Source organism: Saccharopolyspora sp. NPDC045941 (assembly GCF_056431445.1).
Map to the genome: position 1 here is coordinate 314148 of NZ_JBWKKU010000001.1, position 21848 is coordinate 335995.

A 21848-nucleotide genomic window follows, 5' to 3' on the forward strand; every position below is an offset into this window, starting at 1 on the left:
GATTTCGCGCGAAATCGGCGGTGCTCCCGGGAACGGCGGGAATCGCCGCTCCCGGGGACCGAGGTCACCTCCCGGCGCCCGACCTGGCGGGTTCCCGCCCCGGCTGCCGCTTCCGCTGCATCATTCCGTTCATGGCGCGGAAGAAGACCCGCGACAGCGACACCGCGACCTTGTTGCTCTGCAAGCCCTGCTTCTGGTACTGCAGCGCCTTCCGGACGGCGGCGAAGCCGTATTCGACCATCCCGGCCTCGAAGACCCGGATCGCCTCGGTGGTCGCCACGTTGCCGTCGCGCGCCGAAACGAGCTGGCGACACAGCAGATCCGCGTCGCGCAACGCGGTGTTGCCGCCCATGCCGCCGACCGGCGACATGCTGTGCACCGCGTCGCCGAGCAGCGTGATGTTGGTGGTCTCCCACGGCTTGACCGGCACCGATGTCTTGTACGGCACCAGAAGCGCGCTCTCCGGGTCGGATTCGGCGATCAGCCTGCGCAGTTGCGGGTGCCAGCCGCCGACGAGCCGTTCGATCAGGCCCTTCAGCTCGGGCCCGTCGAGGGCCTCGATGTTGGCCGGGCACGCGCTTCGGCGGATCACGAAGGCGCTGCCCACGTAGGCGTCGTCGCCGCGCGTCTCGGGAATGTCGTCCATCGCGGCCGTGCGGTCGAAGACCGAGATGGACAGGAAGAACGGCGCCGGCGCCGTGATCATGCTCCGCCCGGTGGACAGCGGCGGCTGCAGCCAGGCGCGAACCTCTTCGGTGAGCGGGAGTTTCAGCCCGATGCCGTAGGCATCGGTGTCCACCCGCTCCACGTTCGGCAGGTACTGTTTGCGCACCGGGGAGTTGACCCCGTCCGCGCCGACCAGGACGTCGCCGGCGGCGGTCGTGCCGTCGGCGAAGTGCGCGGTGATCTCGCCGTCCGGGCTGCGCTCGTAGCGCTCGAACTTCTTGTCGTAGTGCAGGACCTCGTCGAGGTCGGCGAGCAGCACCTCGCGCAGGGTCACCCGGTCGATCGCGTGGGAGCGCTCGGTCGGCCCGGAACCCGCGCCGCCGCGGGCGTCCTGCTCCATCACCATCAGTTCTTGCAGATCCTCGGTGAGGAACCGGAAACTGCCCAGGTCCACCGTGCTGCGAACGAACGTCTCCCAGGTCTCCGGCGGCAGGCAGGCGTGCAGCGCCTTCGCCCCGTGCGGGTCGATGTGGATTCGGTAGCCCTCCAGGCGATCGGTCCGGGTGCGATCCCGTTCGTAGACCGCGACGTCCACCCCGGCCTTGCGCAATCCCTGTGCCAGGCAGAGGCCGCCGATGCCGCCGCCGATGACGAGAACCCTTAACGATGTTTCCGGCATTTCCTGCTGGCCTCCTGGTAGTTCCGGGATTTCCCCGGATTGCGTCGAGCGGACGCGGGTGCCGATCGCGGCAACCCGTTCGGTTGCCCACCGAATGCCCCGGCCGGTAGGCTGCGATTGCGCGTGACCGGCTCGGTTCGCGCAATCGGCCGACAGTCATCGCGGTGCAACGTTTTCAACCGGGTGCCACGGGTTTTCGGCGGTTCGTGCGCTTCGCCCCCCAGCTCGATCACGTTCCCCCGCTGACTGTTTCACATTACCTTCGGGCGGTCCAGGATGCAGATGCACGAGATAACGACCAAAGCCGGGTACGACCGATGGGCGAGCACGTACGAACGGACGCCGAATCCGGTGGTGTCGCTGGACTCCCGGCACAGCGTCGGATTGCTGGCGCCGAAGCCGGGGGAGCGGATCCTGGACGCGGGCTGCGGAACCGGGCGCAACCTCGGCGCGATGCTCGCCGCGGGCGCGGAGCCGCAGGGTGTCGACTTCTCGGCCGGGATGCTCGACGTGGCCCGGCACAGCCATCCGGGCGTCCCGCTCTTCGAGGGTGACCTGCAGGAGGCGCTGCCATTCGGGGACGCCGAGTTCGACGCGGTGTTGTGCGCCCTGCTGGGTGAGCACCTGGAGGAGCCGGCGCGGGCGGTCGCCGAATTCCACCGGGTGCTGCGTCCGGGTGGGCGGCTGGTGTTCTCCGTCTTCCACCCCGAGATGGCGGCGACCGGGATGTCGGCGCAGTTCGAGGACGCCGGCGAGGTATTCAAGATGGTCGCCTACCCGTACACAGTGGACGATTATGCGGGCTGGGTCGCGGGCGCCGGTTTCGCGGACCTCCAGCGGCACGAGCTTTCCGGCGACGAGCAGATGGTCGACGAGGTTCCGTGGGCGTCGTGGCTGGTGGGGCGCCCGCTCGTGCTGGTGCTGACCGCCGCGAAACCGGCCTGATCGCGCACCGGTGCGATTTTTCGGCGACGCCCAGGCGATTTGCCGGGTATGGTGATCGGTAACGCGGGTTTTCCCTGGGGATGAGCGGGAGGGCTTTGGCATGGGAGTTGTGATCTGCTGGGGGATTTCACCGGGTGCGCCCGGCGGTGGCGATGTGCTCCGCTCCGGCCCGGATGTGCACGGCAGACCCTGACGCGAACGGCATCGGCGAATCGGCGCGGCCGCGAGCGGGCGGCCGCGGTGCCCGGCGAACCCGCGTCCTGGTGACGCACTTCGTCGCGGCTGCACCCGGTCCCTCTCGGAGCCAGGGCTGATCCTGCCTGGGCGGAGGACTGGGGACTACGGGACGTGCCGCGCGCTGCGGGCGTGATCGGTGCTGCGATCACCCGTCCCGGCTGACAACTTCGTCCAACTCCTAAGCGGATGGTTGCTGGGCATGCCGTTACTGGAAATCAACGTGCTGGGGCCGGTTTCGGTCCGGCTGCGGAACTGTTCGATCGTGCCGACCGCCGGGAAGCCGCGGCAGGTGCTCGCCCTGCTGGCGCTGCGGTGCGGGCGCGCGGTTTCCGCGTCGACCCTGATGTCGGAGATCTGGGGAGATGCGGTGCCCCGCAGCGGCCAGACCACGCTGCAGACGTACGTCTTGCAGCTGCGGCGGCGGATCGAGGGTTCGCTCCCGGCCGGCAGCAATCGGACGGCCAAGGAGCTGCTAGCGCGCAGCTACAACGGCTACCAGCTCGTGGCGGCGCCGCGTTCGTTCGACCTCGCCGAGTTCGACCGGCTGGCCGCGAACGGCAGCGCCGCCCTGGAGAAGTGCGATGCGGCGAGCGCTTCGAGGTACCTGGGCCAGGCGCTGGACCTGTGGCGCGGGCCGGTCCTGGTGGACGTGCCGATGGGCCGGGTCCTGGCGGCGGCCGCCAGGACCATCGAAGATGCCCGCGCCCGCGTGCTGGAACAGCGGATCGTCGCCGACCTCCACTTGGGCAGGCACGCGGCGCTGATCCCGGAGCTGCGCAAGCTGGTGGCGGCGCACCCGGCCGACGAGAACACCTGCGCGTTGCTGATGATCGCGCTCCACCGGTCGGGCGCGTTGCCCCGGGCGCTGCAGGTGTTCGAGGAATTGAGCCGGGCGCTGGGTGGCGAACCGTCGGCCTGCCTGCAGCGGCTCCGGCAGGAATTGCTCGAGGACCCGGCGAGAATCGAGGTGTCGACGTACTTCCCGGTCGAGTGCGGATTCCCGCAGACGGTTTGAAGTGATCAGATTGCTCGTGAGTGGTTGTTCCGGTTCTTACCGGAACAACCACTCACGAGGACTGGAGGCGCCTTTCAACCGACGGCGCGGACTTCGGCGATCCGGTTTTCCAGGGTCGCGCCGAGTTCTGCCGGGCCCAGTGGAGCGAGGACGAGTTCTGGGCCGACGCCGGGGCGGTGTTGTTGGGTCAGGCCGTAGCGGCCGTCCGGTTCGAAGGCGTCGAACCACTTCAGCACTTGGGATCGGTGCGTGCGGCCCAGCCGGTCGCGAAGGTTCGCGGTGAACTGGCCGTCCCGGAGGTGGTTTTCTTCGGTCATCGCGCGCAGCGTCGTGGCCGCCGGGGCGGCTCGCTTCGGACCGGCGGACTGCATCATGTCGACGTTCTCGAAGCTTTCGTCGGCGTTGTCGCGCGGCGCGAGATCTGCGACCGGGACAGCCAAGCGCGGGCGTTTTCCGGGCGGTGACGGCGGCATGCCCTGGACCGCCGCGGCGCCGACAGTGGTCCTCGGATGCACGGAGATTCGCAGGTCACCGCCGTGTTGCTCGGTTTCGCCCGGCTCTTGGACGAGCAGCACCGCGCCTTCTTCGGTGGCCACTGCCAGCAACCGGGCCGGGGATTCGGTGGTGTCGTCGGGCATCCAGAGCCCTTCGATCCACAGGCCCGGCTTGGCGAGCTGGGCGAGCACCTGAGCGAAGCGCGGGGCGAGGCCCTCGCCGGCGAGCAGGCCGGCGGCCTGCAGCTCGGGCAGCGCCCGTTGGCGGAGCACGGCGCGCTCTTCGAGCGTCGCGCCGTGTGAGCGCACCGCGATCGGGAACGGGTATTCGTCGAATCTCCCGATTTCCCAGCACAGGTCGAACCACAGCGGTGGCAGCAGCCATCGCTCTGACACGCGTTACCCCCCAGTGTTATTCGCCGAAGACTGGCGGCGCTGTCCTCGGCATGTCGTCGAGCCAGATGTCGTCTTGTTCTTCGAGCCAGCTCGGCCGCTCGTGTTCCTGGTCTTCGCTGCCCTTGCCGCGTTGACCGGCACCCGCGCCCATGCCGCCACCGGCCGCGCCGCGAGCACCCGCCGCACCGGCGGCACCGGTCGCGCCCGCTCCGGCTCCGACACCGAGCCCGCCGACACCGGCCCGGCCGCCGGCACCCAAACCGGGGCCACCGACACCGCCGCCTGCACCCAAGCCGCCTGCGCCGCGACCGCCCACGCCACCGGCACCGCGAGCGCCCAGGCCGGGCCCGCCTGCGCCGCCACCGCCGGGCGGCATGGCGCCGATGAAACCGCCACCGGGCGGTTGGGCACCGGGCGGAGTGGGTGCCAGGCCGGGGCCGGGCATCGCCGGGGCGGGGGGATTCGCCCACTGGGAGCCGCTTTGCGCGGGCGGGCGGTAGCCGTCGCCGATGCTGCGCGCGTCCATGTTGGACGGCCCAGGGCCGTTCGGGATGTTCGGTGTGTGGCCGATTCCCGTGCTGGTGCGGCCGGTGCTGGTCGGGGTGTTGCTGGAGATGCCTTGGGTGTCGCGACCCTGGTCGGGCGGCGGGGGAGGGTTCAGCGGGTCGACCGGCGGCGCGAACGTCGGGGTGCTTGAGTCCACGGCGGTGTAGCCGGGCGTGTAGACGTTCTGCACGATCTGCCGGGCCTGCTTGTTGGCTTCCTCGCGCTCGCGCATCTGAGCACCGGCGTCCATGATGCCGCCCGCCGGAGTGATCATGGTCCCGATCGCGGTGCGGGTGCCGTTGTAGTCGTCGGGAGGCTGCAACTGCGCCTTGGTCTGCCCGGCGGCGACCCCGGCCTCCTGGATCTTCAGACCGGTCCCCCGCACGGAGTCGCCGAACTGCTGCCCCCAGTCCTGCAACGGCTTCGCCGCGTTCAGCCCGGCCTCGGCGGCCTTGCCCTGCATCCCGTCACCAGCGGCCTGGCGGGCCCGGGAGTCCAGGTCAGCGAAGATCTCGGCGATCTGCTCGCCGAGCGTCACCCAGGCACGACCGGACGCATTGATCTGGTCGGTCTGCAACGACGGCTTGAGCTGGTTGGCCAGCCGCGCCTGATCCCAGTCGTTCCAGTTGTCGTGCTGACTGATCGACGCCGGGTCGTTGCCCTGGATCAGTAGGCCCTGCTGCTGCTGAGCCAGGTCCGCACGTTGCTTCTGCCCAACGGCCGTCGAGAGCTGCTGGCGCATCCGCTGCTGTTCCTGAGCCCGCGTCTCGCCACCGGTCATACCGGCCCACAGATCGGAGGCGGAGCCCCCTAACTCCCTGGCTCCATCGGTGAACCAGTTCCCCATGTCGTTCCCCCTCGACAGGCCCTACTTCGGCAACTTCGGCTCAACAACCTGCGCGATCTCCAACGCCTTCGCACACGTTGCGTCGTCACTCTTGATCTTGTCGGCGTTGTAACCGACCTGAACAGTCACGGAGCCGCTTCCGACCTCGATCACCTGATTGCAGATACCCTGACCGACAGAGCCCTTGGTGACCTGCTTGATGCCTTGGCGCGAACCGACCTGGTTGGGCTCGAACACCCCGAATTTGCTGCGCTGCCCCTCCCAGTACGAGAGGCTGTCCTTCTCGCCCTTGTAGAGCGTGAACGCAAAGTCGTCTGCGCTGTACCTGCAGCCCTGTTCACCGACCCCTTGATCGACAGGCTTGCCTGCTTCATCCACGCCGAACGCCTGGAGATCGTTAGTGGTCAGTACCGTGCACGGGTCCACACTTGCGAGAACGTTCTTAGACTCGGGTTGGTTCGTCGGCGTGGCGTCACCGCCGCCATCAGAGCAACCAGCCAGGATCAGGGCCGTTGCGGCACCGGCTGTTGCTGTCACGATTCGTGTCGTACGCATACCCACCATCAGATCAGATGTTTCGTCCCAAGTTGCGAGCGTGCTCGTCGTCCGTGTTCTGCATGTCCCGAGCAGAGTCCCGGTAGGCCTGCGCCATGTTCCGCAGGATCTGCTCCATCTTCGTCATGACGGCGACAAGACCAACCTCGGGTGCGTTGACCTTGTCCTCAAACTTCTTGTCCATGTCGCGGCCGATGAAGCAGTTTCCAAACGCGCCCTTGGCGATAAGGCGGTCGGTGTCCAACCGCTTTTCTCTGAGTAACCCGGCCTTCTCCTCGTAGACCTTGGCAACCGCCTCGGCCGCTTCCGGGTCCATCACGAGCTGGCCGTTGTCGACTGCTGCGCACAGGCCTTGGGCCTGGCCCATCAGCGCGCTCGCGCCTGCGGCGAAGCCTTCCATCCCCGTGGTCAACGCAGCTCCCCTCCACGTTCGTGATCATTACTGCTCACGCTGTGGTGTGATCACGAACGCAGAGAGTGCAAGAGCCAGGCCCAGGCCCGAGCAACATTCGTGAAAAGCCCTCCACGAACCGCCCGGACGGTCCAATTCACCAGCGGCGATCCCGCAACCCTGAGATGAACGCCACCCACTGCTGCCGGGGGAACACGAGCACGGCCCCATCCCGGTCCTTGGAGTCCCGAACCCCGACGATGCCGGGGCCACCGCCTACCTCAACGCACATCCCGCCCTGCCCGTTGCTGCGACTGGAGGTACGCCAGCGTGCGATGGCATCCATTGGTCACCTCACCGAATCGACCGCCCTCAAGGCTGCGTTGAGCAGCTTCCGAGATTCTCTCGCATCTAGGGCTGTCGCTCGAAGGTGATCGAATGCGGTGCTAAACCGTGCGACCTCATCTGGTTCTTCGATATAGAGGCTGCCGGCGACGTTGTCGACGAAGACGACGCTCGGGATCGGTCCGGGAAAGTGGAGTTGGCCGAACGGGGAACCGCTGGCGGCGTGCGCTCCGGCCCGCAGTGGCAGGATCTGCAGGACGATGTTCGGCATGTCCATCGCGTCCAGAAGATGGCGTAGTTGGGCGCGACGGGTTGCCGGAGTCCCGGTGCCGCGCAGGAGAGCGGACTCATCGATGATCGCCCAGAGCGACAGCTCCCCGGCATGCAAGCGTTCTTGTCGCCGCATCCGCAGTTCCGTCCGCGCCTGGATGGTTTGCTTGTCCTCCTGAGGTGCAGTCGTTTCCATCAGGGCGAGCGCGTAGTCCTCCGTTTGGAGCAAGCCGGGGATCAAGTCGATCTCGAAGTAGTGGGCGTGGGTCGCCTCGGACTCCAACTCGACGTAGTCGGCGAAACTCGTGGGCATGGCCTCGTCGTAGGCGTCCCACCAACCGCGCCGCCGTGCGTCGCGAGCTGTCTGTGTCAGCCACTCGGCTACTTCGGCTTCAGCTCGGTAGAGATCGCACAGCACGCGGACGTCCGACACGGAAACGCCGATGTTCGCGGTCTCTACTTTGGACACCTTCGACCGCGACCAGTCCATCTCCTGCATGACCTGCTCGGGAGTCACTCCTGCTTGCTCGCGAAGGCTCCGCAACGTGGCCGCGAGGCGGCGCTTGCGAACTGTCGGCAAAGAGCGCTTGGCCATGCGCACACCGTATCCGATCACCCGATACGGGCTGATTGGAAAATTTTCCAATCAGACATGTTGCTTGTTGATCGCGACGCTGACACGCTCTGCGTTGTCAATGTAACGAAGAGTAGCGGCGAGCTGGGGAGTGTCTGATGAGCGACTACTTGACCTACGTCTGGCGCCCGGTCCCGGGAGGCCGCCACGCTTTCCCGTTCGCAGCAACGAAATTTCCATCGGGTGTGCGGATGGTGGCGTTCTGCGGGGCGGAGGCGGACGCGGCGGAGCTGCACGATCGCTCCGAAGTGGACTGGATACGCGAGGACACCTGCATGCGCTGCTGTCACACCTTCACCGCCCGCCCCTGACCGGCCAGGAGGGCTCCCGATTTTGCCTGAAATTGGACAGTTCCGTGACGCGGAGAGGTTCCCGATTTTAGGCAAAGTCGGACAACCCGAAACCCGACCTCCGCATCACGGAAGGAATCCAGCTTCATGTTCTGGATCCAGCTCAGCACGTTCGTCCTGTTCAACCTGTTGATCCTGGCGATGCTCGCCGGTCAGCTTCCTGCCCGGTCGATCGCGTTCTGCACAACAGGGCAGCATGCCGGAGATGGCGAAGGTGCTTACACGGTTTGGCACCTCATAGCGGACATCGAAGCCGAAACCCGTGTGGCGGAAGAGCCTCGAGCGGAACGAGAACCTCCCGGCATACCAACGGGATTCCCCACTGCGGACCCCGACGAGCCCACTGGGCGGCACCACCTCCGTGCCTGAACGCTCGTGAGCGCTCACTCCGGTTCTTACCGGAACCAGCGCTCACGAGACCCGAGCCGGGCCGGTGCGGTGACCTCCCCGACCCCACCCGCACCGGCCCACCCGGTGACCGGGCGCGACACACCCCCGACCCACGCGCCCGGTCACCGACCAAATCCCCTGTCGCCGCAGCGCTTTCCCGTTCTCAGAGCCTTCGCGTTTCCGCTAGTCTCATCAGCTTCATTGCCGCTACGCGGTCTCCCAGCGCTCGCGGCAGTTCGTGCCGGCCCGGGTCGTGCCCCTCGGCGAGGAGGTGGTCCGCGCCCAGGAGCGCCAGCGCGACCTGGAGTTCGGTGACCTCCGTCGTCTGCTCTCCGACACCAGGCGGTCCCGTGCCGTCTCCCGCGAAGTAGATCCGGGTTCCCCTGCCCAGCTCGTATTCCGTGAGGCCCGGGCGGATGTGCGCGCGCGTCGCGCAGACCCCGTCCAGGCCGTGCACTATCTGCTCGGCGAGTCGCGGATCCACCACCGCCGCCAGGGAACCGTCCGGCAGCGAGGTGATGTCCGCCAGCGACGGGCGGCCGGTGAAGATCACCACCGAGGATTCGGTGACCGCCGCGTCACGGGAGCGGACCTCGTGGCCCTGGAAGTGGGCGCCGAGCGCTTCGACCGGGTCGGGCTCCACGACCACCACCCGCATCCCCATCGCCGTGCAGTAGCCCGCCACCATGCGGCCCACCGCGCCGAACCCGACCACCGCGACGCGCCGGCCCGCCGGCTGCAGGTCGGCGCACGCCATGACCTGCCACAGGGCCCGCTGCCGCGCCTCCGCGAGGTGGAGCAGCGCGAACATCCGCGGCGGGTGGGCTTCGAGCACCGGGACTTCCAGCCGGATGTCCAACGGCGCCGAATCGGTCCGGTTGACCACCCCGAGCAGCGCACCGGTGACGTCGGGCGCGGCGCGGTGCGCGATCCGGGTCAGGAAGCCGTCGTGGTCGAACAGCAGGTCCGGTGCGAACCCCCGCAGCAGCGCCTCCGCTTCGGCCTGCCCCAGCAGGTTCTCGTCGTCGCCGGCCGCGGTGCTGCGGTGGGCGAGGTGCACCTCGCAGCCCAGCTCGCCCAGCGCCCTCGCGAGAACGAGGTCGGCACCGCCGGGATCGACCAGCACGAGGGCCTTGCGGTCGTGCATCGGCACGCCGCCCCACAGCGCGAGCAGTTCGCGCAGCGCGGGCATCTGCTCGATCCGCCAGTCGGGGTGGACCGCAATCGCCGTGTCGGTCATCGCAGCGTCACCGCCTCCGCATCGCCGGGCATCGCGATGCCGAGGCTCGCGAGGCGCGCGCGGGCGATGGCGTCGTCGACTTCGGGCGGCAGCGAATGCACCCCCGGCGGGATCTCGCCCCTGGCGAGCAGCCGCGCGCCCAGCGCCTGCACCGCGAACGTCAGGTCGATGACCTCGATCTGGTTGCCCGCCCCGCCGCTGATGTTCACCAAGGCCCCCTCGCAGAGCACGTTGATCCGCTTCGCCCCCAGCCGGTAGCAGGTGAGGTGCTCCGACACCGGCTCGCCGACCGCGCCAGCCGCGGCGAGACCGGGCAGGTCGATCTCGAAGTCGCTGTGCCCGGCGTTGGCGAGCACGACCCCGTCGTCGAGCAGGTCGAAGTCCGCGCCCGCGAGCACGTGCTCCACGCCGGTGGCCGTGATCACCAGGTCCGCGCCCGGCAGGCAGGTGGCGTGGTCGCCGACGGCCATGCCGTCCATGTGCGCTTCCAGCGCGCTCACCGGATCGATCTCGATGACCGACACGGCCGCGCCCAGCGCCCGGGCGTAGATCGCCAGGCCCCGGCCCACCCAGCCGTAGCCGATGATCGCGATCCGCTTGCCGGTCAAGAGCATCCCGGTGAGCCGGGAGATCGCCAGCAGGGTGGTCTGGCCCGTGGAGTGGCGGTTGTCGAAGAGGTGCTTGCAGCGCGCTTCGTCGACGGTCAGCGAAGGCGGGAGCCGGACGGTGCCCGCCTCCGCCAGCTCGCGCATCCGCACGGTTCCGGTTGTGGTCTTCTCGCAGATTCCCCGCACCTTGGCGAGCTTCTCCGGCTGGTGCTCCGCCATCAGCACCACGAGTTCGACGCCGTCGTCGAGGATGAGGTCCGGTTCCGAGTCGCCGATGGACAGCAGGCCCGCGCGCCAGTCCTCGACCGGCTCGCCGCGCCGCCCCACGGTCTCGATCCCGCGCCGCCGGAGGTGCTCCACCACGTCTTCCCGGGTGGTGCGCGGGTTGCTGCCGCCCACCACGACCTCGGCCCCGGCGTCTTGCAGGACGGTCGCCAGGAACCCCGTCTTCGGGTCGAGGTGCAGGGCGACCGCCACCCGCAGGCCCTGGAAGGAACCGTCGCCGACCAGCCCCCGGACGTAGGAGTCCAGCAGCGGGGAGTTCCGCTGGATCCACGCCATCTCGCCGGCGACGCCGCCGGAGTCGGGAACGGTCACGGTGTCGTGGTGGTCCACGTCGGCCTCCCGGTGTCTTGGTCCGGCTGTCGGTTGCCCAGCAGCGCGGTCACGGCGTCGTGCAGGTTTTCGGCGATCGGCACGTCCAGCGCCTCGAAGTGCTCCCGGGAGTGGAGCGCGTCTCGGCCCGCGTGGTACAGCACGCAGTGCGCGCCGCATTCCCGCGCGGCCAGCGCGTCGTCCACGCTGTCGCCGACGAGGAGCACGCGCTCCGAGCGCGCACCGATCTCGGCCAGGTGCCGCCGGAGGTGCGGGGCCTTCTTCGCGGCCTCGTCGGTGCGCAACCCGTCGATCCGGCGGAAGAACGCGGTGATCTCCGCGGTCTCCACCAGCGGCAGCAGTTTTTCGTGCGGGTACATCGAAAGCAGCGATTGGGCGAAGCCCGCGTCCGCGCACTGCCGCAGGACGTCGCGGGCCTGCGGGTGCAGGCCGACGTTCTGGCGGTAGCGGACGTAGGTCTCCTGGAACGCCTGGGCCAGCCACTGCTGCTCGTCGTCGCTGAGATCGCGCTCGGCGAGCCGGTCGTAGAACAGCGGGATGGGCTGGGTGTGGTGCTCCTGGTACCGGGCTCGCGTGACGGCCGGTAGCCCCGCCCGGGCGAAGATGTCGATCGTCGCGTCGATCAGCGCGGCGGTGTCGGCGAATAGCGTGCCGTTCCAGTCCCACACGATGTGGTCGATCTCGGCGAAGCGCGTCAAGTCGTTCTCCTTTCCACGCGCGGCATCGGAGGAATCAGCGGACGTGTTCTGGCGCGGGGTGTTCACGGGGAGAGCTACTACCAGAAGGTGCCGGGCCCGGGCCGGATCCGTCCGGATTCCTACGCCATTCGAGTGGGAGGTGGGACACGTCGCCCAGCCCGCGCAGCCGCACGTGGTCCCGGTCGAAGGTGAGCTCGGTGACCGAGCCGACCGGTGCCGCGGCCAGGTCGCGGTAGCGGGACAGCGGGATGCCCAGCAGGAAGCAGGCGGCCAGCCGGACCGGGGCCTTGTGGGTCACCACGGCCACCTCGCCGCTCCGTTCGAGTGCGTCGCGGACGGCCGCGACCACTCGCGCCGCCACCTCCAGGCCGGATTCGCCGCCCGGCGGGCAGTGCAGCGCCGGATTGCGCTTCCAGGATTCGTAGCGCTCGTCGCCGTGCAGATCGGACGGTTTCTTGCTCTCCCAGGAACCGAAGGACAATTCGCGCAGTCGATCGTCCACTTCGTACTTTCCCGTGCCGCGCGTCAGCCGCTCGGCGGTCGCCCTGGCCCGGGTGGCGGGGCTGCTCAGGACGAGGTCGATGCCGTCGAGCGCGGGATGACCGGCCAGGTGCCGCGCCATGGTCTCGCCGGTGGCGGTCAGCGTCGCGTCGTGCGCGCCGCAGAACCTGCCCTCGACGGTGCATTGCGTCTGGGCGTGCCGGATGAGCAGGAGGCGGCCGGGAGCGGGCGGCGAAGTGCGTTGGGGGATCATGGTTTCTTCCGCATCGGTAGGGGTCATCGGGGCGGGTTGTCGCCGCGTAGGCGCAGCCGCATCGCCGAGGCGATCGCCGACAGGGCGTAGTTCCCGGACTGGCCGGGCATCGCGCCGACGGACGGGCGCGCGGCCGCCGGCTCGCGCAGCGCCTCGTAGGTCGTGTGGAGCTGCGTGGCGAACGAGATGTCCTGCGCCCCGTACGGCGTCGGTTCGCCGTGCGGGTGCGACAACTCCTTGTCGGGCAAGGCGATCCGGATGACGCGCTCGTGCGTCAGGTGCGCCACCCGCAGGCCGGCCACCCCGGTCCGCCACTTCGCTGCGGTCCGGTGCAGCGCGCCGGCGTCGACCTCCTGGGCGACCGAGGCGACCACCAGCGCCCCGGTGCGCATCTTCGCCAGGTGCGCCTCGCGGAGCGTGTCGGCGCGACCGGTGGTGGTGCAGATGATGTCGGCGATCCCGGCCGCCTCCTCCAGCGGGAGCACGTCGAAGCCGTCGAGGACCGCCATCAGCGCCCTGGTCGGCCGGACCTCGGTCACCACCACCCGCGCGCCGATCCCGCCGGCCCGGGCCGCGACTCGGGAACCCACGGCGCCGTAGCCGGCGACCGCCACCACCTGCCCGGCGATGGGCTCGCCGCCGACCACGCCGATGACGTCGATCAGCCCTTTCGCGTGCGAGTCGGAGGCGACCACCTCGGCCGTCGACCGGTCCGCGGTGATCACCGGGAAGCGCAGGTAGGGCCGTTTCTTGATCAGCTGCGCGCCGCGGGTGGTCCGCTCGACGGCGAACTGCGGCCCGGGGAACTCGGCGAACTCGTCGTGCATGGCGGTGGTCAGCACCGCGTCGTCGTCGAGCAGCGCCGTCGGCCCTTGCCGCCACGCCGCCAGCGAGCTCCGGATCGCCGACCGGACGCCGCCGGGCCCGGCCGGATCGTGCACCACGCAACCGGATTCGCGCAGGTGGTCGGCGACCTCCCGGTCGAAGTGCCGGGCGCTCGTCGCGCACCACACGACGTTCGCGCCCATCGCCCGGGCGGTGTGCGCGGCGACCGCCGAACCGGCCGTCACCAGGCCCGCGATCAGCAGGCGCCGGCCCGCCAGCGGCTTCGACGAGCTGAAGTCCCGGCGCAGCGCGGCGAGCGCCGGCATCGAGCCCTCCGCGAGGTCGAGCCGGGCGAACGCCGTCGTGCCGCCGATGTAGCCGCCGCGCGAGCTGCCGCTCTGGTGGTCCAGCGGCGAGCGCAGGGCCGAGCCGTACGGCGGGCGCGGCCGCGCGGCGACCTCGGCGTCCCAGCCGACGCCGAGGTGGCGGAGCTTCCGGCGCGCCACCTCCTCGTCCTGCTCCTGGTCGACCTCGTGCACGCCGGGTGCGAGGTCGCCGGCGTTGGCGGCCAGGTGCAGCACCGCGAGCGCCTGGTTGGCGAAGGTCAGGTCCATCGCCTCGCTCGGGTTGCCCTCGGCGGCGTCGAGGTTGACCAACCCGCCGCCGGAGAGCAGGTCCACGTGCCTGCCGTTGGTGAGGAAGTGCCGCTGGACGTGCGGTCCGACGTCCGTCACGTAGTCGGTTCGCCTCGCCAGGTCCGCCAGGTTGATCTCGACGACCGAGTGGCCGGTGTTGCACAGGATCGCGCCGGCGGGCAGCAGGTCGAGGTGCTCGCCGGTGACGACGTCGGGCTGGCCGGTCGCGGTGCACACCAGGTCGGCGGACCGGGCGGCCACGGCCATCGGCTGCACGTCGAAGCCGTCGAGCCGGGCCCGGATCGCGGTCAGCTCGCTGCGGCAGGTGATCGTCACGCGGGCGCCCATGCCGCGGGCGCGCCGCGCTAGCCCGCGGCCGACGTGCCCGTACCCGCACACCACGAACCGCTTCCCGGCGAGGAAGGTGCCGGTCGCGCGCAGGATTCCGTCCAGTGTGGACTGGCCGGTGCCGTGGGTGTTGTCCACCTCCCACTTGGTCACGACATCGTTGACCAGCACCACCGGGAAGGTCAGCTGCGGGCGCAGCTCCTCGCGCAGGAGCTGGCTTCCCTCGGAGGTCTTCTCGGTCGCGGCGACCAGGTTCGGGAACGCCTCGGGGTCCTGCACGATGCCCCGCAACATCGCCCCGCCGCTGTCGAGCGCCAGGGTGGGGCCGCCGTCGAACGCCCGGGCGCATTCGACGACGGCCTCCTGCACCGCCTCCGGGGTCATCCCGCGGCGGCCGAACACCCGCACCCCCGTCTTCGCGAGGGCCGCGGCCACGTCGTCCTGGGTGGAGACCTCGTTCCCGCCGGTCCAGGCGACCTCCGCGCCGGCCGCGGCGAGGAGCTCGACCAGCACGCCGGTCTGCTTGGTGAGGTGCGCGCATCCGCTGATCCGGTGCCCGCGCAGCGGCTGGGAGGTGCGCAGATCGGCTTGCAGCCCGTCGAGCACGGGCATCTGCGAACGCGCCGCGCGCAGCGCCTCCTCGCCCTGCGCGACGAGCTCGGCATCGGTCGGCGATACCGCCCAGGTCATACGATCGCTCCGTCCAGCGCGTGCCTGCACGCGCAGTCGACGTCCTCCGGCAGGGCCCCCACGAGGCCGCGGACCATGTCCAGGACGTGCTCGGAGTTGGCGTTGAACGCCTTGAGCACGCCCGCGTGCGAGACGACGTCGGACTCCTCGTCGCCGGCCACTTCCTTGGCGGCGACGTCGTAGTCGGTGATGTAGGAGACGTTGGAGTAGCAGAGCTCCAGCTCGCGGGCCAGCACGACCTCCGGGAACTGGGTCATGTTCACGAGGTGCCAGCCCTGGCCGCTGAACCACTTGCTCTCGGCCGCGGTGGAGAACCTCGGCCCCTGGATCACCACCACCGTCCCGTTGCGGTGCACCCGGGTGCCCAGCCCGGTGAGGGTTTCGTAGGCCAGGCCGCGCATCCGCTCGCAGTACGGGTAGGCGGAGCTGATGTGCGCGGAGGTGTCGCCGCCGCTGAAGTAGCTGTCCGGCCGGCCCCAGGTGCGGTCGACGAACTGGTCGACCAGCACGAAGTCGCCCTTGCGGTACTCGCGCTGCAGGCTGCCGACGGTGTTGAAGGCGACGACCTGGCGGACGCCGAGCTGCTTGAGCGCCCACAGGTTGGCGCGGTACGGCAGCTCTGAGGGCAGGAAGTCGTGGTTGCGGCCGTGCCTGGGGAGGAACGCCACGCGCCGCCCGGCGACCTCGGCGATGCTGATCGGCGCGCTCGGCTTGCCGTAGGGCGTGTCGACTTCGACGTCCGTGCTGTCGTCCAGGAACCGGTAGAAGCCGGTTCCACCGATGAGGGCGATCGATGCGTTTTCCATGATGTGTCTCCTCACAGAGGCTGTTTTGGAAGTGGCACAGTCGGGTGTGGTAGGGAGGGTTTGTTCTTTGAAGCGGCGAAGCCGCTTAGCCCACGTACGCAGCTGGCACCGCAGCGGGTTCTCAGACTGTGTCCGCCCGAAGGGGCTCTCGGCGAGGACAGCCCCGATGCCGCGTATTGGTCATGCGTAAGTCGGGGATCCCACAGCCAGGCGGCGTCTGAGGTTCCGCTACCCGCACCGCCACGCAGGATGAGTTTGGAAGCAGGCCTCTCACTGGCGGCACGTTCACTTGCGGTGGGGGCCCGCGCCGATGTCGGCGCGGACCATCCCGGTGAGCTTGTCGAGTTGTGCGGCGACCTGCGGGGTGTCGGCCAGCTCGCCGTAGAGCCGGATCCCCCCTTCAGTCGAAGACGGGCGCAGCAGGAACCACTGCCCGTTCCCGAGCCAGCACTTGATGCCGTCCACCTCGGTGATCCGCTGCGGCCGGGTGCCGAGGACCTCGGCGAGCGCCCGGACGCCGATCGCCCGCAGCCGGTCCGGACCGGCCGATCCCGGCACGCGGGTCTCGAACCAGCGCAGCGCGCCGTTGCGCGTGCGCACGTCGTCGACCAGCACGGACAGCGGCGCCCGGGTGCGGTGCAGGACGTCGGCGAGCGCGGCGACGGCGGCGAACGGATCGCGGTCGAGGCCGTGCTCGGCGAAGCCCAGGTCGCCGACGCCGCCGCAGGCCGCCGCGGCGAGCCCCTGCGCGAGCAGCGGCGAGAGGTGTTTGAAGCCGATCGGGTGTTCGTCGATCTCGTAGCCGAGGCGCTCGGCGACCCGGTGCACGATCGTGCCGGTGGCGACGGTGATCGCGACCCGGCGCGCCGCACCGGTCGGCTCGTCCGGGCCGCGATGTTCCAGCAGCAGCGCGAACAATTCGTGCGGCAGCACCGAATCGCCGCGCTCGTCCAGCACGTACATCCGGTCCCCGTCGCCGTCCAGGACGATCCCGAGATCCGCGCCCGAGGCGAGGACTTCCCGCGCCGCGCGGGTCCGGCTGGCGGGCGAGGACGGGTCCGGGATCAACCCGCCGAAGTCCGGCATCGGTTGGCAGCCAACGGGAATCGGCTGCCAGCCCAGCGCCGTGCACAGCTTCGCCATCGGAGTGCCCGCGACGCCGTGCAGGCCGTCCACGACGACGCGCAGCCGCCGGCGGGCAGGCTCGCGCGTCAGGGCAGCCGCGGCCGCCACGTGCGGATCGGTGAGGTCGGCGGCCGGCTTCCACGTCGTCGTCGCGCGCGCGTCGCCGGGCGGTGGGCTCGGGTCCTCGGGCCCGCTGAGCAGCTCGACCACGCGGCGCTCGGCCTCGCTGGTCAGCGGCGCGCCCGGGGCGACCTTCGCCTTGACGCCGTTCCAGTTCGGCGGGTTGTGGCTGGCCGTGATCAGCAGGGCGGCGTCCGCGGCGCCGGTGCGCACCGCGTGCGTCGCGGTGGGCGTCGGCAGGTGCGGCACCACGGTGTTGCGCCGCACACCGAGCGCTTGGGCCGCCGCGGCGACCGCGTTCGCCGCGGCTTCGCCCTGCTCGCGGCCGTCGAATCCGATCAGCAGGTCGTCGCAGGGCTGCGCCTGCCGGATGACCCGCAGGATGCAGGCGGCCACGGTGGCGGCGTTCGCGGCGGTGAACTCGTCGCCGATCACGCCCCGCCAGCCGTCGGCGCTGGGGCGCGGTCCGAGTGGGGGGTTCACCTGGTTCTCTCCTACGGGGAGGTGTGCCTGGTTTGAGAGCCTGTTTGCGAATGTCGTTCTGTTCTTTGTCTTTGAAGCGGCGTCAGCCGCTTAGCCCACCCTCGCAGCTTGCGCCGTCGCGGGTTCTCAGGCTGTGCCCGCCCTTCTGGGCTACTGGGCGAGGCCAGTCCCCGATGCCGCGTATTGGTCATGCGTAAGTCGGGGCTCCCACAGTCCAGGCGGCGTCTGTAACTCCCGCAGGGGGGCCGCCACCCGCACCGCCACGCAAATCCATTCTGAAATCATCTTTACGTCAGTGCACCGACCACTTCGGACAGTGCGGCGAGGTGGCCGCGGGCGCCTGGCGCGGTCACCGCCAGCGCGCCTGCCCGGTTTCCCAGCCGGAGGCGGAGTTCCGGCTCGAACCCGGCCAGCGCCGCCAGCACGTAGCTCGCGGCGAAGGCGTCGCCCGCGCCGGTCGGGTCCACCACCTCGACCGGTATCGAGGGGCAGTCCCAGCGCCGGCCCGAGCGCACCAGCCGGGAGCCGTCGTCGCCGAGGGTGATGACGAAGTCCTGGTCGTCCCGCGCCCGCCCGGCGGCCTCCAGCGCCCGCTGGAGGTGCCCGAACTCGTCCCGGTTGGCCAGCACCACGTCGCACTCGGGCAGCAGCTCCGCGATGACCGGATCCCGGGAGTAGATGCCGCCCGGGTTCCAGCACAGCAGCGGCCGGTGCGGCGCGGCGCGCGCGAGCCGCACCGCCTCCTGCAACGCCGCGCGGCTGGGGTCGAACAGCACCACGGCGTCGTAGCCGGCGAAGTCGATCGCGCCGAGGTGGGCCTCGGTGAGCAGCTCGTTCGCGCCGCGCACCAGCAGCATGTAGTGCTTCTCGTCGAAGACCGGGATCACCGCGTGCCCCGTCGACGCGCCCGGGTGCCGGACGATGAGCGAGGTGTCCACGCCCCGCTCGGCCAGGTCGGCCACGATCCAGTCGCCGTGCTCGTCCGCCCCGACGGCCGCGGCCAGGCCGGCCCGCACGCCGAGCGCGGCGAACGCCGACGCGCAGTTCCCGGCGTGCCCGCCGACGGAGGTGATCGACTCGGTGACGAGAACGGCGCCCTCGTCGTCGGGTTCCTTCTGGGCGAGCAGGATCGTGTCGACGTTCAGCGATCCGACGAGCAGCACCCGCGCGCGCCCCGCGACGTCGGCGAGCTCCGCCGCCGGGGAGGCTACCCCGGTCGGTGTTCCGGGGCCGAGCCGGCTGGGCATCGCGGGGTTCACCCCCTCCCCGCGGGCACGATCGCGATGGCGCTGATCTCCACGCGGCACCCGGTTTCGGCCAGCCGCGCGACCTCGACGAGCGTGCTGGTGGGGGAGAGCCCGGCGAGGACCTCGTTGCGGACCGCGGAAACGCGGTCGAAGTCTCCTGCCACGTCGGAGAGGTAGACGGTCAGGCTGACCACGTCGGCGAGCTCCCCGCCGGCGGCGGCCAGCACCGCCCGGATCCGGTCGAAGACCACCTCGGTCTGCTTGCCCGCGTCGTCCGGCGCGACGATCCCGCCGTCCGCGTCGGTCGCCACCTGCCCGGTCACGAACACCCACCGGGCGTCGGCGGGCACGCGCACGGCGATGCCCGGCGAGTAGTTGCCGATCGGCTTGGAGTGCCCCTCGGGCACCAGGAAGTCCTTCTGCAGCGTCATGCGGGAACTCTTTCTGGGTAGGGCCCGTACGTGGATGTCGTTGCGGCCAAGCGGATTTCGCGGACTTCGACGTGCGGGGGCAGCGCGAACAGGCCGTCGACGACCTGCGCGACGTCGCGTGCGGAGAGCGCGCCCGCCCGGGTGCCCGGCCGCGCGTCCGCGTGCGACCCGCTGAAGTGGGTGTCCACCCGGCTCGGCAGCACCAGGCTGATCCGCAGCCCGGCCGCGCGGTGCTCCCGGCGGGCGACTTCCAGCAGGGCGAGGGTGCCCGCCTTCGCGGCCGAGTACGCCGCGCGGTCGGGGAACGGGTGCACCGCGGAGTCCGAGAGCACGCCCACCACCAGCGGGTGCGCTGCCCGGCGCAGCGCCGGGAGCGCGGCCTGCAGGACGTGGAAGGCGCCGTCGAGGTTGGTGCGCAGTGCGGCGGACCATTCCGGCGCCGGGACCTCCGCCAGCGGCCGCCACACCCCGGCACCGGCGTTGAGCACCAGCCCGGTCAGCGCCTCGGAACCCGTTGCGCAGGAACGGATCCCTGTCTCGACCTGGTCCCGGTCGCCGACGTCGACCGCTTGCTCCACCACAGCCGCGCCGTGGCCGCGCGCCAGCTCCGCGGTCTCGCCGAGGTCGTCCCGGCTGCGCGCCCACAGGATCAGGTCGTGGCCGGTGCGGGCCAGGGCGATCGCGATCTCGCGGCCGATCCCGCGGCTCGCGCCGGTGACGAGCACCCGCCCCCGGCCGCTCATGACGAACCCCGCAGCTCCGGTCGTGCGATGCGTCCCGGCACGATCTCCATTCCTTCCGACACCGTCGCCACCAGGTGCGGCGCGAGGTCATCGATCAGCTGAAAGGCGAGGTCGACGGACTTCACCGAGGTGCGGTGGTCGCCGCCGACGGTGCACAGCCGCCCGTCCCGGACCAGCCCGGCCGCCACCACGCCCACCGAGCCGGGGGCGAGCGCCCCGCGCTTCGCGTGGTGCACGGCGATCGTGCGGCCCCGGGCGGTACCGGCCGCGGCGATCAGCAGCGCGCCGGAACACACGCCGTAGACCGGCGTTCCGGCGGCGCTCGCATCGCGGAGAGCGGCCAGCAGTTCCTCGTCCAGCGCCGCATCGGCCGCCCCGCGACCGCCCGGGATCACGACCGCGTCGGCAGCGGTGAAGTAGCGCAGATCCGCTGCCACCCCGATCGGCACGCCGCCGGACGTGCTGAGGTGCGGGACCGGGCCGGCCAGCCGAACCTCCAGCTCGTCCGGCGCGACGCTCGCGGCCTTGGCCAGCACCGCGTACGCGCCGAACAGGTCCAGCTCGTTCACGCCGGGGTAGGCCAGAACCGCGATCCGGGCCGGGTGCGCTCCGTCGGCGGACCGCATCACCGACCGGTCGCCACGTCGGCGGCTTCGAGCTTGCGGAAGCCCTCTTCGACCATGTCCGGCGTGTAGCTCGGGTGCCCACCGGCCGGGGACTTCAGCACCCGCACCGCGGCCACCGGGAACCCGGGCAGCTCGGCGCGGCGGCTCGCGGCGGCGACGCGGATCAGGTCGATGATCACCCCGGCCGCGTTGCTGGAGTCCTGCACCTGCAGCTTCAGGTCCAGCGAAATCGGCGTGCCCGCCCACCCGAGGCCCTCGATGTTCAGCACGGCCACCTTGTGGTCCTTGAGGTGCCCGATGTACCCGGCGGACGGGATGACCTCGATCTTGTCCGGGCTGATGTTGTCCTGGGCCAGCGCGTTGATCTTGGAATCCCGCTTGCTCGCGCCGTGGTCGCGCAGGTTGCGGAAGTCCTCGTTGCCGCCGAAGTTCAGCTGGTAGGAGCTGGCCAGGGTGAGGCCGCGCTCGGCGATCAGCCCGAGCAGCGCCCGGTGCACCACCGACGTGCCGAAGTGGCTGGCGAGGTCGTCGCCGACGAGCGGGACGCCGGCGGACTCGTAGGCGGTGAGCATCTCGGGCGACCGCGCGACGATCTCCGGCGTGCAGTTGACGAACGCGACCTTGGCCTCCAGCGCCGCCTTCGCGTACGCGTCGGCCGCCCACTGCAGCCCGGTCGGCAGCGAGTAGAGCAGCACCTCGGCGTCGCTCTCGCGCAGCTCGGTGACGATCCGCCGGAACACCTCGGACTCCGGGTCGGCGTCCGCCTCCGCGAGGCCGGCGGTGACCTCGAACTTCGGGTCGGGCAGGTCGACTTCGAGGCGCGGGTAGTTGTTCGGCTCGGCCAGGACGGCCTCGGCGAACGGCTTGCCGACCTTGTTGGGGTGCAGGTCGAACGCGGCCACGAACTCGATGTCGCTCACCCCGAGGCCACCGATGCGGGCGCGCTTGATCCCCGGGAACTCCGACTCCGGCACGCCCTGGGCGGCCAGCTTCGCGTAGAGCTGGGCGCCCTGGAACAGCGCGGAGATGTTGTTGCCGACACCTGCCACGGCCAGTCGTAGCTTGGCGGTCATTTCTCTCCTGTCTTCAACTGT

23 protein-coding genes are annotated in these 21848 nt (G+C 70.5%); 4 read left to right on the forward strand and 19 right to left on the reverse strand.

The features are described from left to right. Positions 1-64: 64 nt before the first annotated feature. Positions 65-1345, reverse strand: a complete 1281-nt coding sequence (locus AC07FN_RS01435; RefSeq protein ID WP_478393811.1) for an FAD-dependent oxidoreductase — start codon at positions 1343-1345, stop codon at positions 65-67. A 282-nt stretch (positions 1346-1627) separates the two neighbouring features. On the opposite strand from AC07FN_RS01435, the gene AC07FN_RS01440 reads away from it, so the two are divergent. Together AC07FN_RS01440 and AC07FN_RS01445 are read left to right on the forward strand one after the other, a co-directional pair. Beyond that, positions 1628-2290 (forward strand): class I SAM-dependent methyltransferase, encoded by a 663-nt coding sequence (locus AC07FN_RS01440; RefSeq protein ID WP_478393812.1) that lies wholly within the window; start codon positions 1628-1630, stop codon positions 2288-2290. 436 nt (positions 2291-2726) lie between these two features. Beyond that, positions 2727-3542 carry an AfsR/SARP family transcriptional regulator gene (locus AC07FN_RS01445; protein WP_478393813.1) on the forward strand — a complete coding sequence of 272 codons (816 nt, stop codon included), beginning with the start codon at positions 2727-2729 and terminating at the stop codon, positions 3540-3542. Between the two features lie 74 nt (positions 3543-3616). Here AC07FN_RS01445 and AC07FN_RS01450 read toward each other — a convergent pair whose 3' ends face one another. The 6 genes from AC07FN_RS01450 to AC07FN_RS01475 all read right to left on the reverse strand — a co-directional run bounded on the left by AC07FN_RS01450 (position 3617) and on the right by AC07FN_RS01475 (position 7981). Beyond that, complete coding sequence (locus AC07FN_RS01450; protein WP_478393814.1) at positions 3617-4432, reverse strand: ESX secretion-associated protein EspG; 816 nt, start codon at positions 4430-4432, stop codon at positions 3617-3619. A gap of 16 nt (positions 4433-4448) precedes the next feature. After that, the gene (locus AC07FN_RS01455) at positions 4449-5720 is read right to left on the reverse strand and encodes a hypothetical protein (protein ID WP_478393815.1); all 1272 of its coding nucleotides are present in this window, start codon (positions 5718-5720) and stop codon (positions 4449-4451) included. Positions 5721-5846: 126 nt separating this feature from the next. Beyond that, a complete protein-coding gene (locus AC07FN_RS01460) occupies positions 5847-6362 on the reverse strand; it encodes a DUF3558 family protein (protein ID WP_478393816.1) in 516 nt (171 codons plus the stop codon). Positions 6363-6393: 31 nt separating this feature from the next. Further along, positions 6394-6792, reverse strand: coding sequence for a hypothetical protein (locus tag AC07FN_RS01465; protein ID WP_478393817.1), 399 nt, complete (start codon positions 6790-6792; stop codon positions 6394-6396). Positions 6793-6928: 136 nt separating this feature from the next. Further along, positions 6929-7117 carry a DUF397 domain-containing protein gene (locus AC07FN_RS01470; RefSeq protein ID WP_478393818.1) on the reverse strand — a complete coding sequence of 63 codons (189 nt, stop codon included), beginning with the start codon at positions 7115-7117 and terminating at the stop codon, positions 6929-6931. A gap of 3 nt (positions 7118-7120) precedes the next feature. After that, positions 7121-7981, reverse strand: coding sequence for a helix-turn-helix domain-containing protein (locus AC07FN_RS01475; protein ID WP_478393819.1), 861 nt, complete (start codon positions 7979-7981; stop codon positions 7121-7123). Between the two features lie 137 nt (positions 7982-8118). On the opposite strand from AC07FN_RS01475, the gene AC07FN_RS01480 reads away from it, so the two are divergent. Together AC07FN_RS01480 and AC07FN_RS01485 are read left to right on the forward strand one after the other, a co-directional pair. Next, positions 8119-8331, forward strand: a complete 213-nt coding sequence (locus AC07FN_RS01480) for an HC3 family zinc finger protein (protein ID WP_478393820.1) — start codon at positions 8119-8121, stop codon at positions 8329-8331. A gap of 126 nt (positions 8332-8457) precedes the next feature. Continuing rightward, complete coding sequence (locus AC07FN_RS01485; protein WP_478393821.1) at positions 8458-8739, forward strand: hypothetical protein; 282 nt, start codon at positions 8458-8460, stop codon at positions 8737-8739. A gap of 184 nt (positions 8740-8923) precedes the next feature. Here AC07FN_RS01485 and AC07FN_RS01490 read toward each other — a convergent pair whose 3' ends face one another. The 12 genes from AC07FN_RS01490 to AC07FN_RS01545 all read right to left on the reverse strand — a co-directional run bounded on the left by AC07FN_RS01490 (position 8924) and on the right by AC07FN_RS01545 (position 21827). After that, a complete protein-coding gene (locus AC07FN_RS01490) occupies positions 8924-10000 on the reverse strand; it encodes an NAD(P)-dependent oxidoreductase (RefSeq protein WP_478393822.1) in 1077 nt (358 codons plus the stop codon). Further along, the gene (locus tag AC07FN_RS01495) at positions 9997-11223 is read right to left on the reverse strand and encodes an adenosylhomocysteinase (RefSeq protein WP_478393823.1); all 1227 of its coding nucleotides are present in this window, start codon (positions 11221-11223) and stop codon (positions 9997-9999) included. The genes AC07FN_RS01490 and AC07FN_RS01495 overlap by 4 nt, the downstream gene beginning before the upstream one ends. Beyond that, on the reverse strand, positions 11202-11921 hold the full coding sequence (locus AC07FN_RS01500) for an HAD family hydrolase (protein WP_478393824.1): 720 nt from the start codon (positions 11919-11921) through the stop codon (positions 11202-11204). The genes AC07FN_RS01495 and AC07FN_RS01500 overlap by 22 nt, the downstream gene beginning before the upstream one ends. 34 nt (positions 11922-11955) lie before the next feature. Continuing rightward, positions 11956-12675: a histidine phosphatase family protein gene (locus tag AC07FN_RS01505; RefSeq protein ID WP_478393825.1), complete on the reverse strand. Its 720-nt coding sequence runs from the start codon at positions 12673-12675 to the stop codon at positions 11956-11958. 23 nt (positions 12676-12698) lie between these two features. Further along, positions 12699-15173: an adenosylhomocysteinase gene (locus AC07FN_RS01510; RefSeq protein ID WP_478393826.1), complete on the reverse strand. Its 2475-nt coding sequence runs from the start codon at positions 15171-15173 to the stop codon at positions 12699-12701. Next, positions 15170-15979, reverse strand: coding sequence for an S-methyl-5'-thioadenosine phosphorylase (locus AC07FN_RS01515; RefSeq protein WP_207954813.1), 810 nt, complete (start codon positions 15977-15979; stop codon positions 15170-15172). The genes AC07FN_RS01510 and AC07FN_RS01515 overlap by 4 nt, the downstream gene beginning before the upstream one ends. A 285-nt stretch (positions 15980-16264) precedes the next feature. Next, on the reverse strand, positions 16265-17707 hold the full coding sequence (locus AC07FN_RS01520) for a phosphohexomutase domain-containing protein (protein ID WP_478393827.1): 1443 nt from the start codon (positions 17705-17707) through the stop codon (positions 16265-16267). Positions 17708-17994: 287 nt separating this feature from the next. Continuing rightward, on the reverse strand, positions 17995-18954 hold the full coding sequence (locus AC07FN_RS01525; RefSeq protein WP_478393828.1) for a carbohydrate kinase family protein: 960 nt from the start codon (positions 18952-18954) through the stop codon (positions 17995-17997). A gap of 8 nt (positions 18955-18962) precedes the next feature. Then, entirely contained in the window at positions 18963-19385 is a 423-nt protein-coding gene (locus AC07FN_RS01530; RefSeq protein ID WP_478393829.1) for a RidA family protein, read from the reverse strand. Then, positions 19382-20128, reverse strand: coding sequence for an SDR family oxidoreductase (locus AC07FN_RS01535; RefSeq protein ID WP_478393830.1), 747 nt, complete (start codon positions 20126-20128; stop codon positions 19382-19384). The genes AC07FN_RS01530 and AC07FN_RS01535 overlap by 4 nt, the downstream gene beginning before the upstream one ends. After that, positions 20125-20754, reverse strand: a complete 630-nt coding sequence (locus AC07FN_RS01540) for a DJ-1/PfpI family protein (protein ID WP_478393877.1) — start codon at positions 20752-20754, stop codon at positions 20125-20127. Before AC07FN_RS01540 ends, AC07FN_RS01535 begins: the two co-directional genes overlap by 4 nt. Beyond that, a complete protein-coding gene (locus AC07FN_RS01545; protein WP_478393831.1) occupies positions 20754-21827 on the reverse strand; it encodes a hypothetical protein in 1074 nt (357 codons plus the stop codon). The genes AC07FN_RS01540 and AC07FN_RS01545 overlap by 1 nt, the downstream gene beginning before the upstream one ends. Between the last annotated feature and the right edge of the window lie 21 nt (positions 21828-21848).

Bases quoted from the DNA above. Each gene is read 5' to 3' on its own strand.
- AC07FN_RS01535 (WP_478393830.1), bottom strand. From the start codon at position 20,128: ATGAGCGGCCGGGGGCGGGTGCTCGTCACCGGCGCGAGCCGCGGGATC.
- AC07FN_RS01480 (WP_478393820.1), top strand. From the start codon at position 8,119: ATGAGCGACTACTTGACCTACGTCTGGCGCCCGGTCCCGGGAGGCCGC.
- AC07FN_RS01545 (WP_478393831.1), bottom strand. From the start codon at position 21,827: ATGACCGCCAAGCTACGACTGGCCGTGGCAGGTGTCGGCAACAACATC.
- AC07FN_RS01530 (WP_478393829.1), bottom strand. From the start codon at position 19,385: ATGACGCTGCAGAAGGACTTCCTGGTGCCCGAGGGGCACTCCAAGCCG.
- AC07FN_RS01525 (WP_478393828.1), bottom strand. From the start codon at position 18,954: ATGCCCAGCCGGCTCGGCCCCGGAACACCGACCGGGGTAGCCTCCCCG.
- AC07FN_RS01485 (WP_478393821.1), top strand. From the start codon at position 8,458: ATGTTCTGGATCCAGCTCAGCACGTTCGTCCTGTTCAACCTGTTGATC.
- AC07FN_RS01540 (WP_478393877.1), bottom strand. From the start codon at position 20,754: ATGCGGTCCGCCGACGGAGCGCACCCGGCCCGGATCGCGGTTCTGGCC.
- AC07FN_RS01445 (WP_478393813.1), top strand. From the start codon at position 2,727: ATGCCGTTACTGGAAATCAACGTGCTGGGGCCGGTTTCGGTCCGGCTG.
- AC07FN_RS01515 (WP_207954813.1), bottom strand. From the start codon at position 15,979: ATGGAAAACGCATCGATCGCCCTCATCGGTGGAACCGGCTTCTACCGG.
- AC07FN_RS01475 (WP_478393819.1), bottom strand. From the start codon at position 7,981: ATGGCCAAGCGCTCTTTGCCGACAGTTCGCAAGCGCCGCCTCGCGGCC.
- AC07FN_RS01470 (WP_478393818.1), bottom strand. From the start codon at position 7,117: ATGGATGCCATCGCACGCTGGCGTACCTCCAGTCGCAGCAACGGGCAG.
- AC07FN_RS01490 (WP_478393822.1), bottom strand. From the start codon at position 10,000: ATGACCGACACGGCGATTGCGGTCCACCCCGACTGGCGGATCGAGCAG.
- AC07FN_RS01505 (WP_478393825.1), bottom strand. From the start codon at position 12,675: ATGATCCCCCAACGCACTTCGCCGCCCGCTCCCGGCCGCCTCCTGCTC.
- AC07FN_RS01435 (WP_478393811.1), bottom strand. From the start codon at position 1,345: ATGCCGGAAACATCGTTAAGGGTTCTCGTCATCGGCGGCGGCATCGGC.
- AC07FN_RS01455 (WP_478393815.1), bottom strand. From the start codon at position 5,720: ATGCGCCAGCAGCTCTCGACGGCCGTTGGGCAGAAGCAACGTGCGGAC.
- AC07FN_RS01510 (WP_478393826.1), bottom strand. From the start codon at position 15,173: ATGACCTGGGCGGTATCGCCGACCGATGCCGAGCTCGTCGCGCAGGGC.
- AC07FN_RS01440 (WP_478393812.1), top strand. From the start codon at position 1,628: ATGCACGAGATAACGACCAAAGCCGGGTACGACCGATGGGCGAGCACG.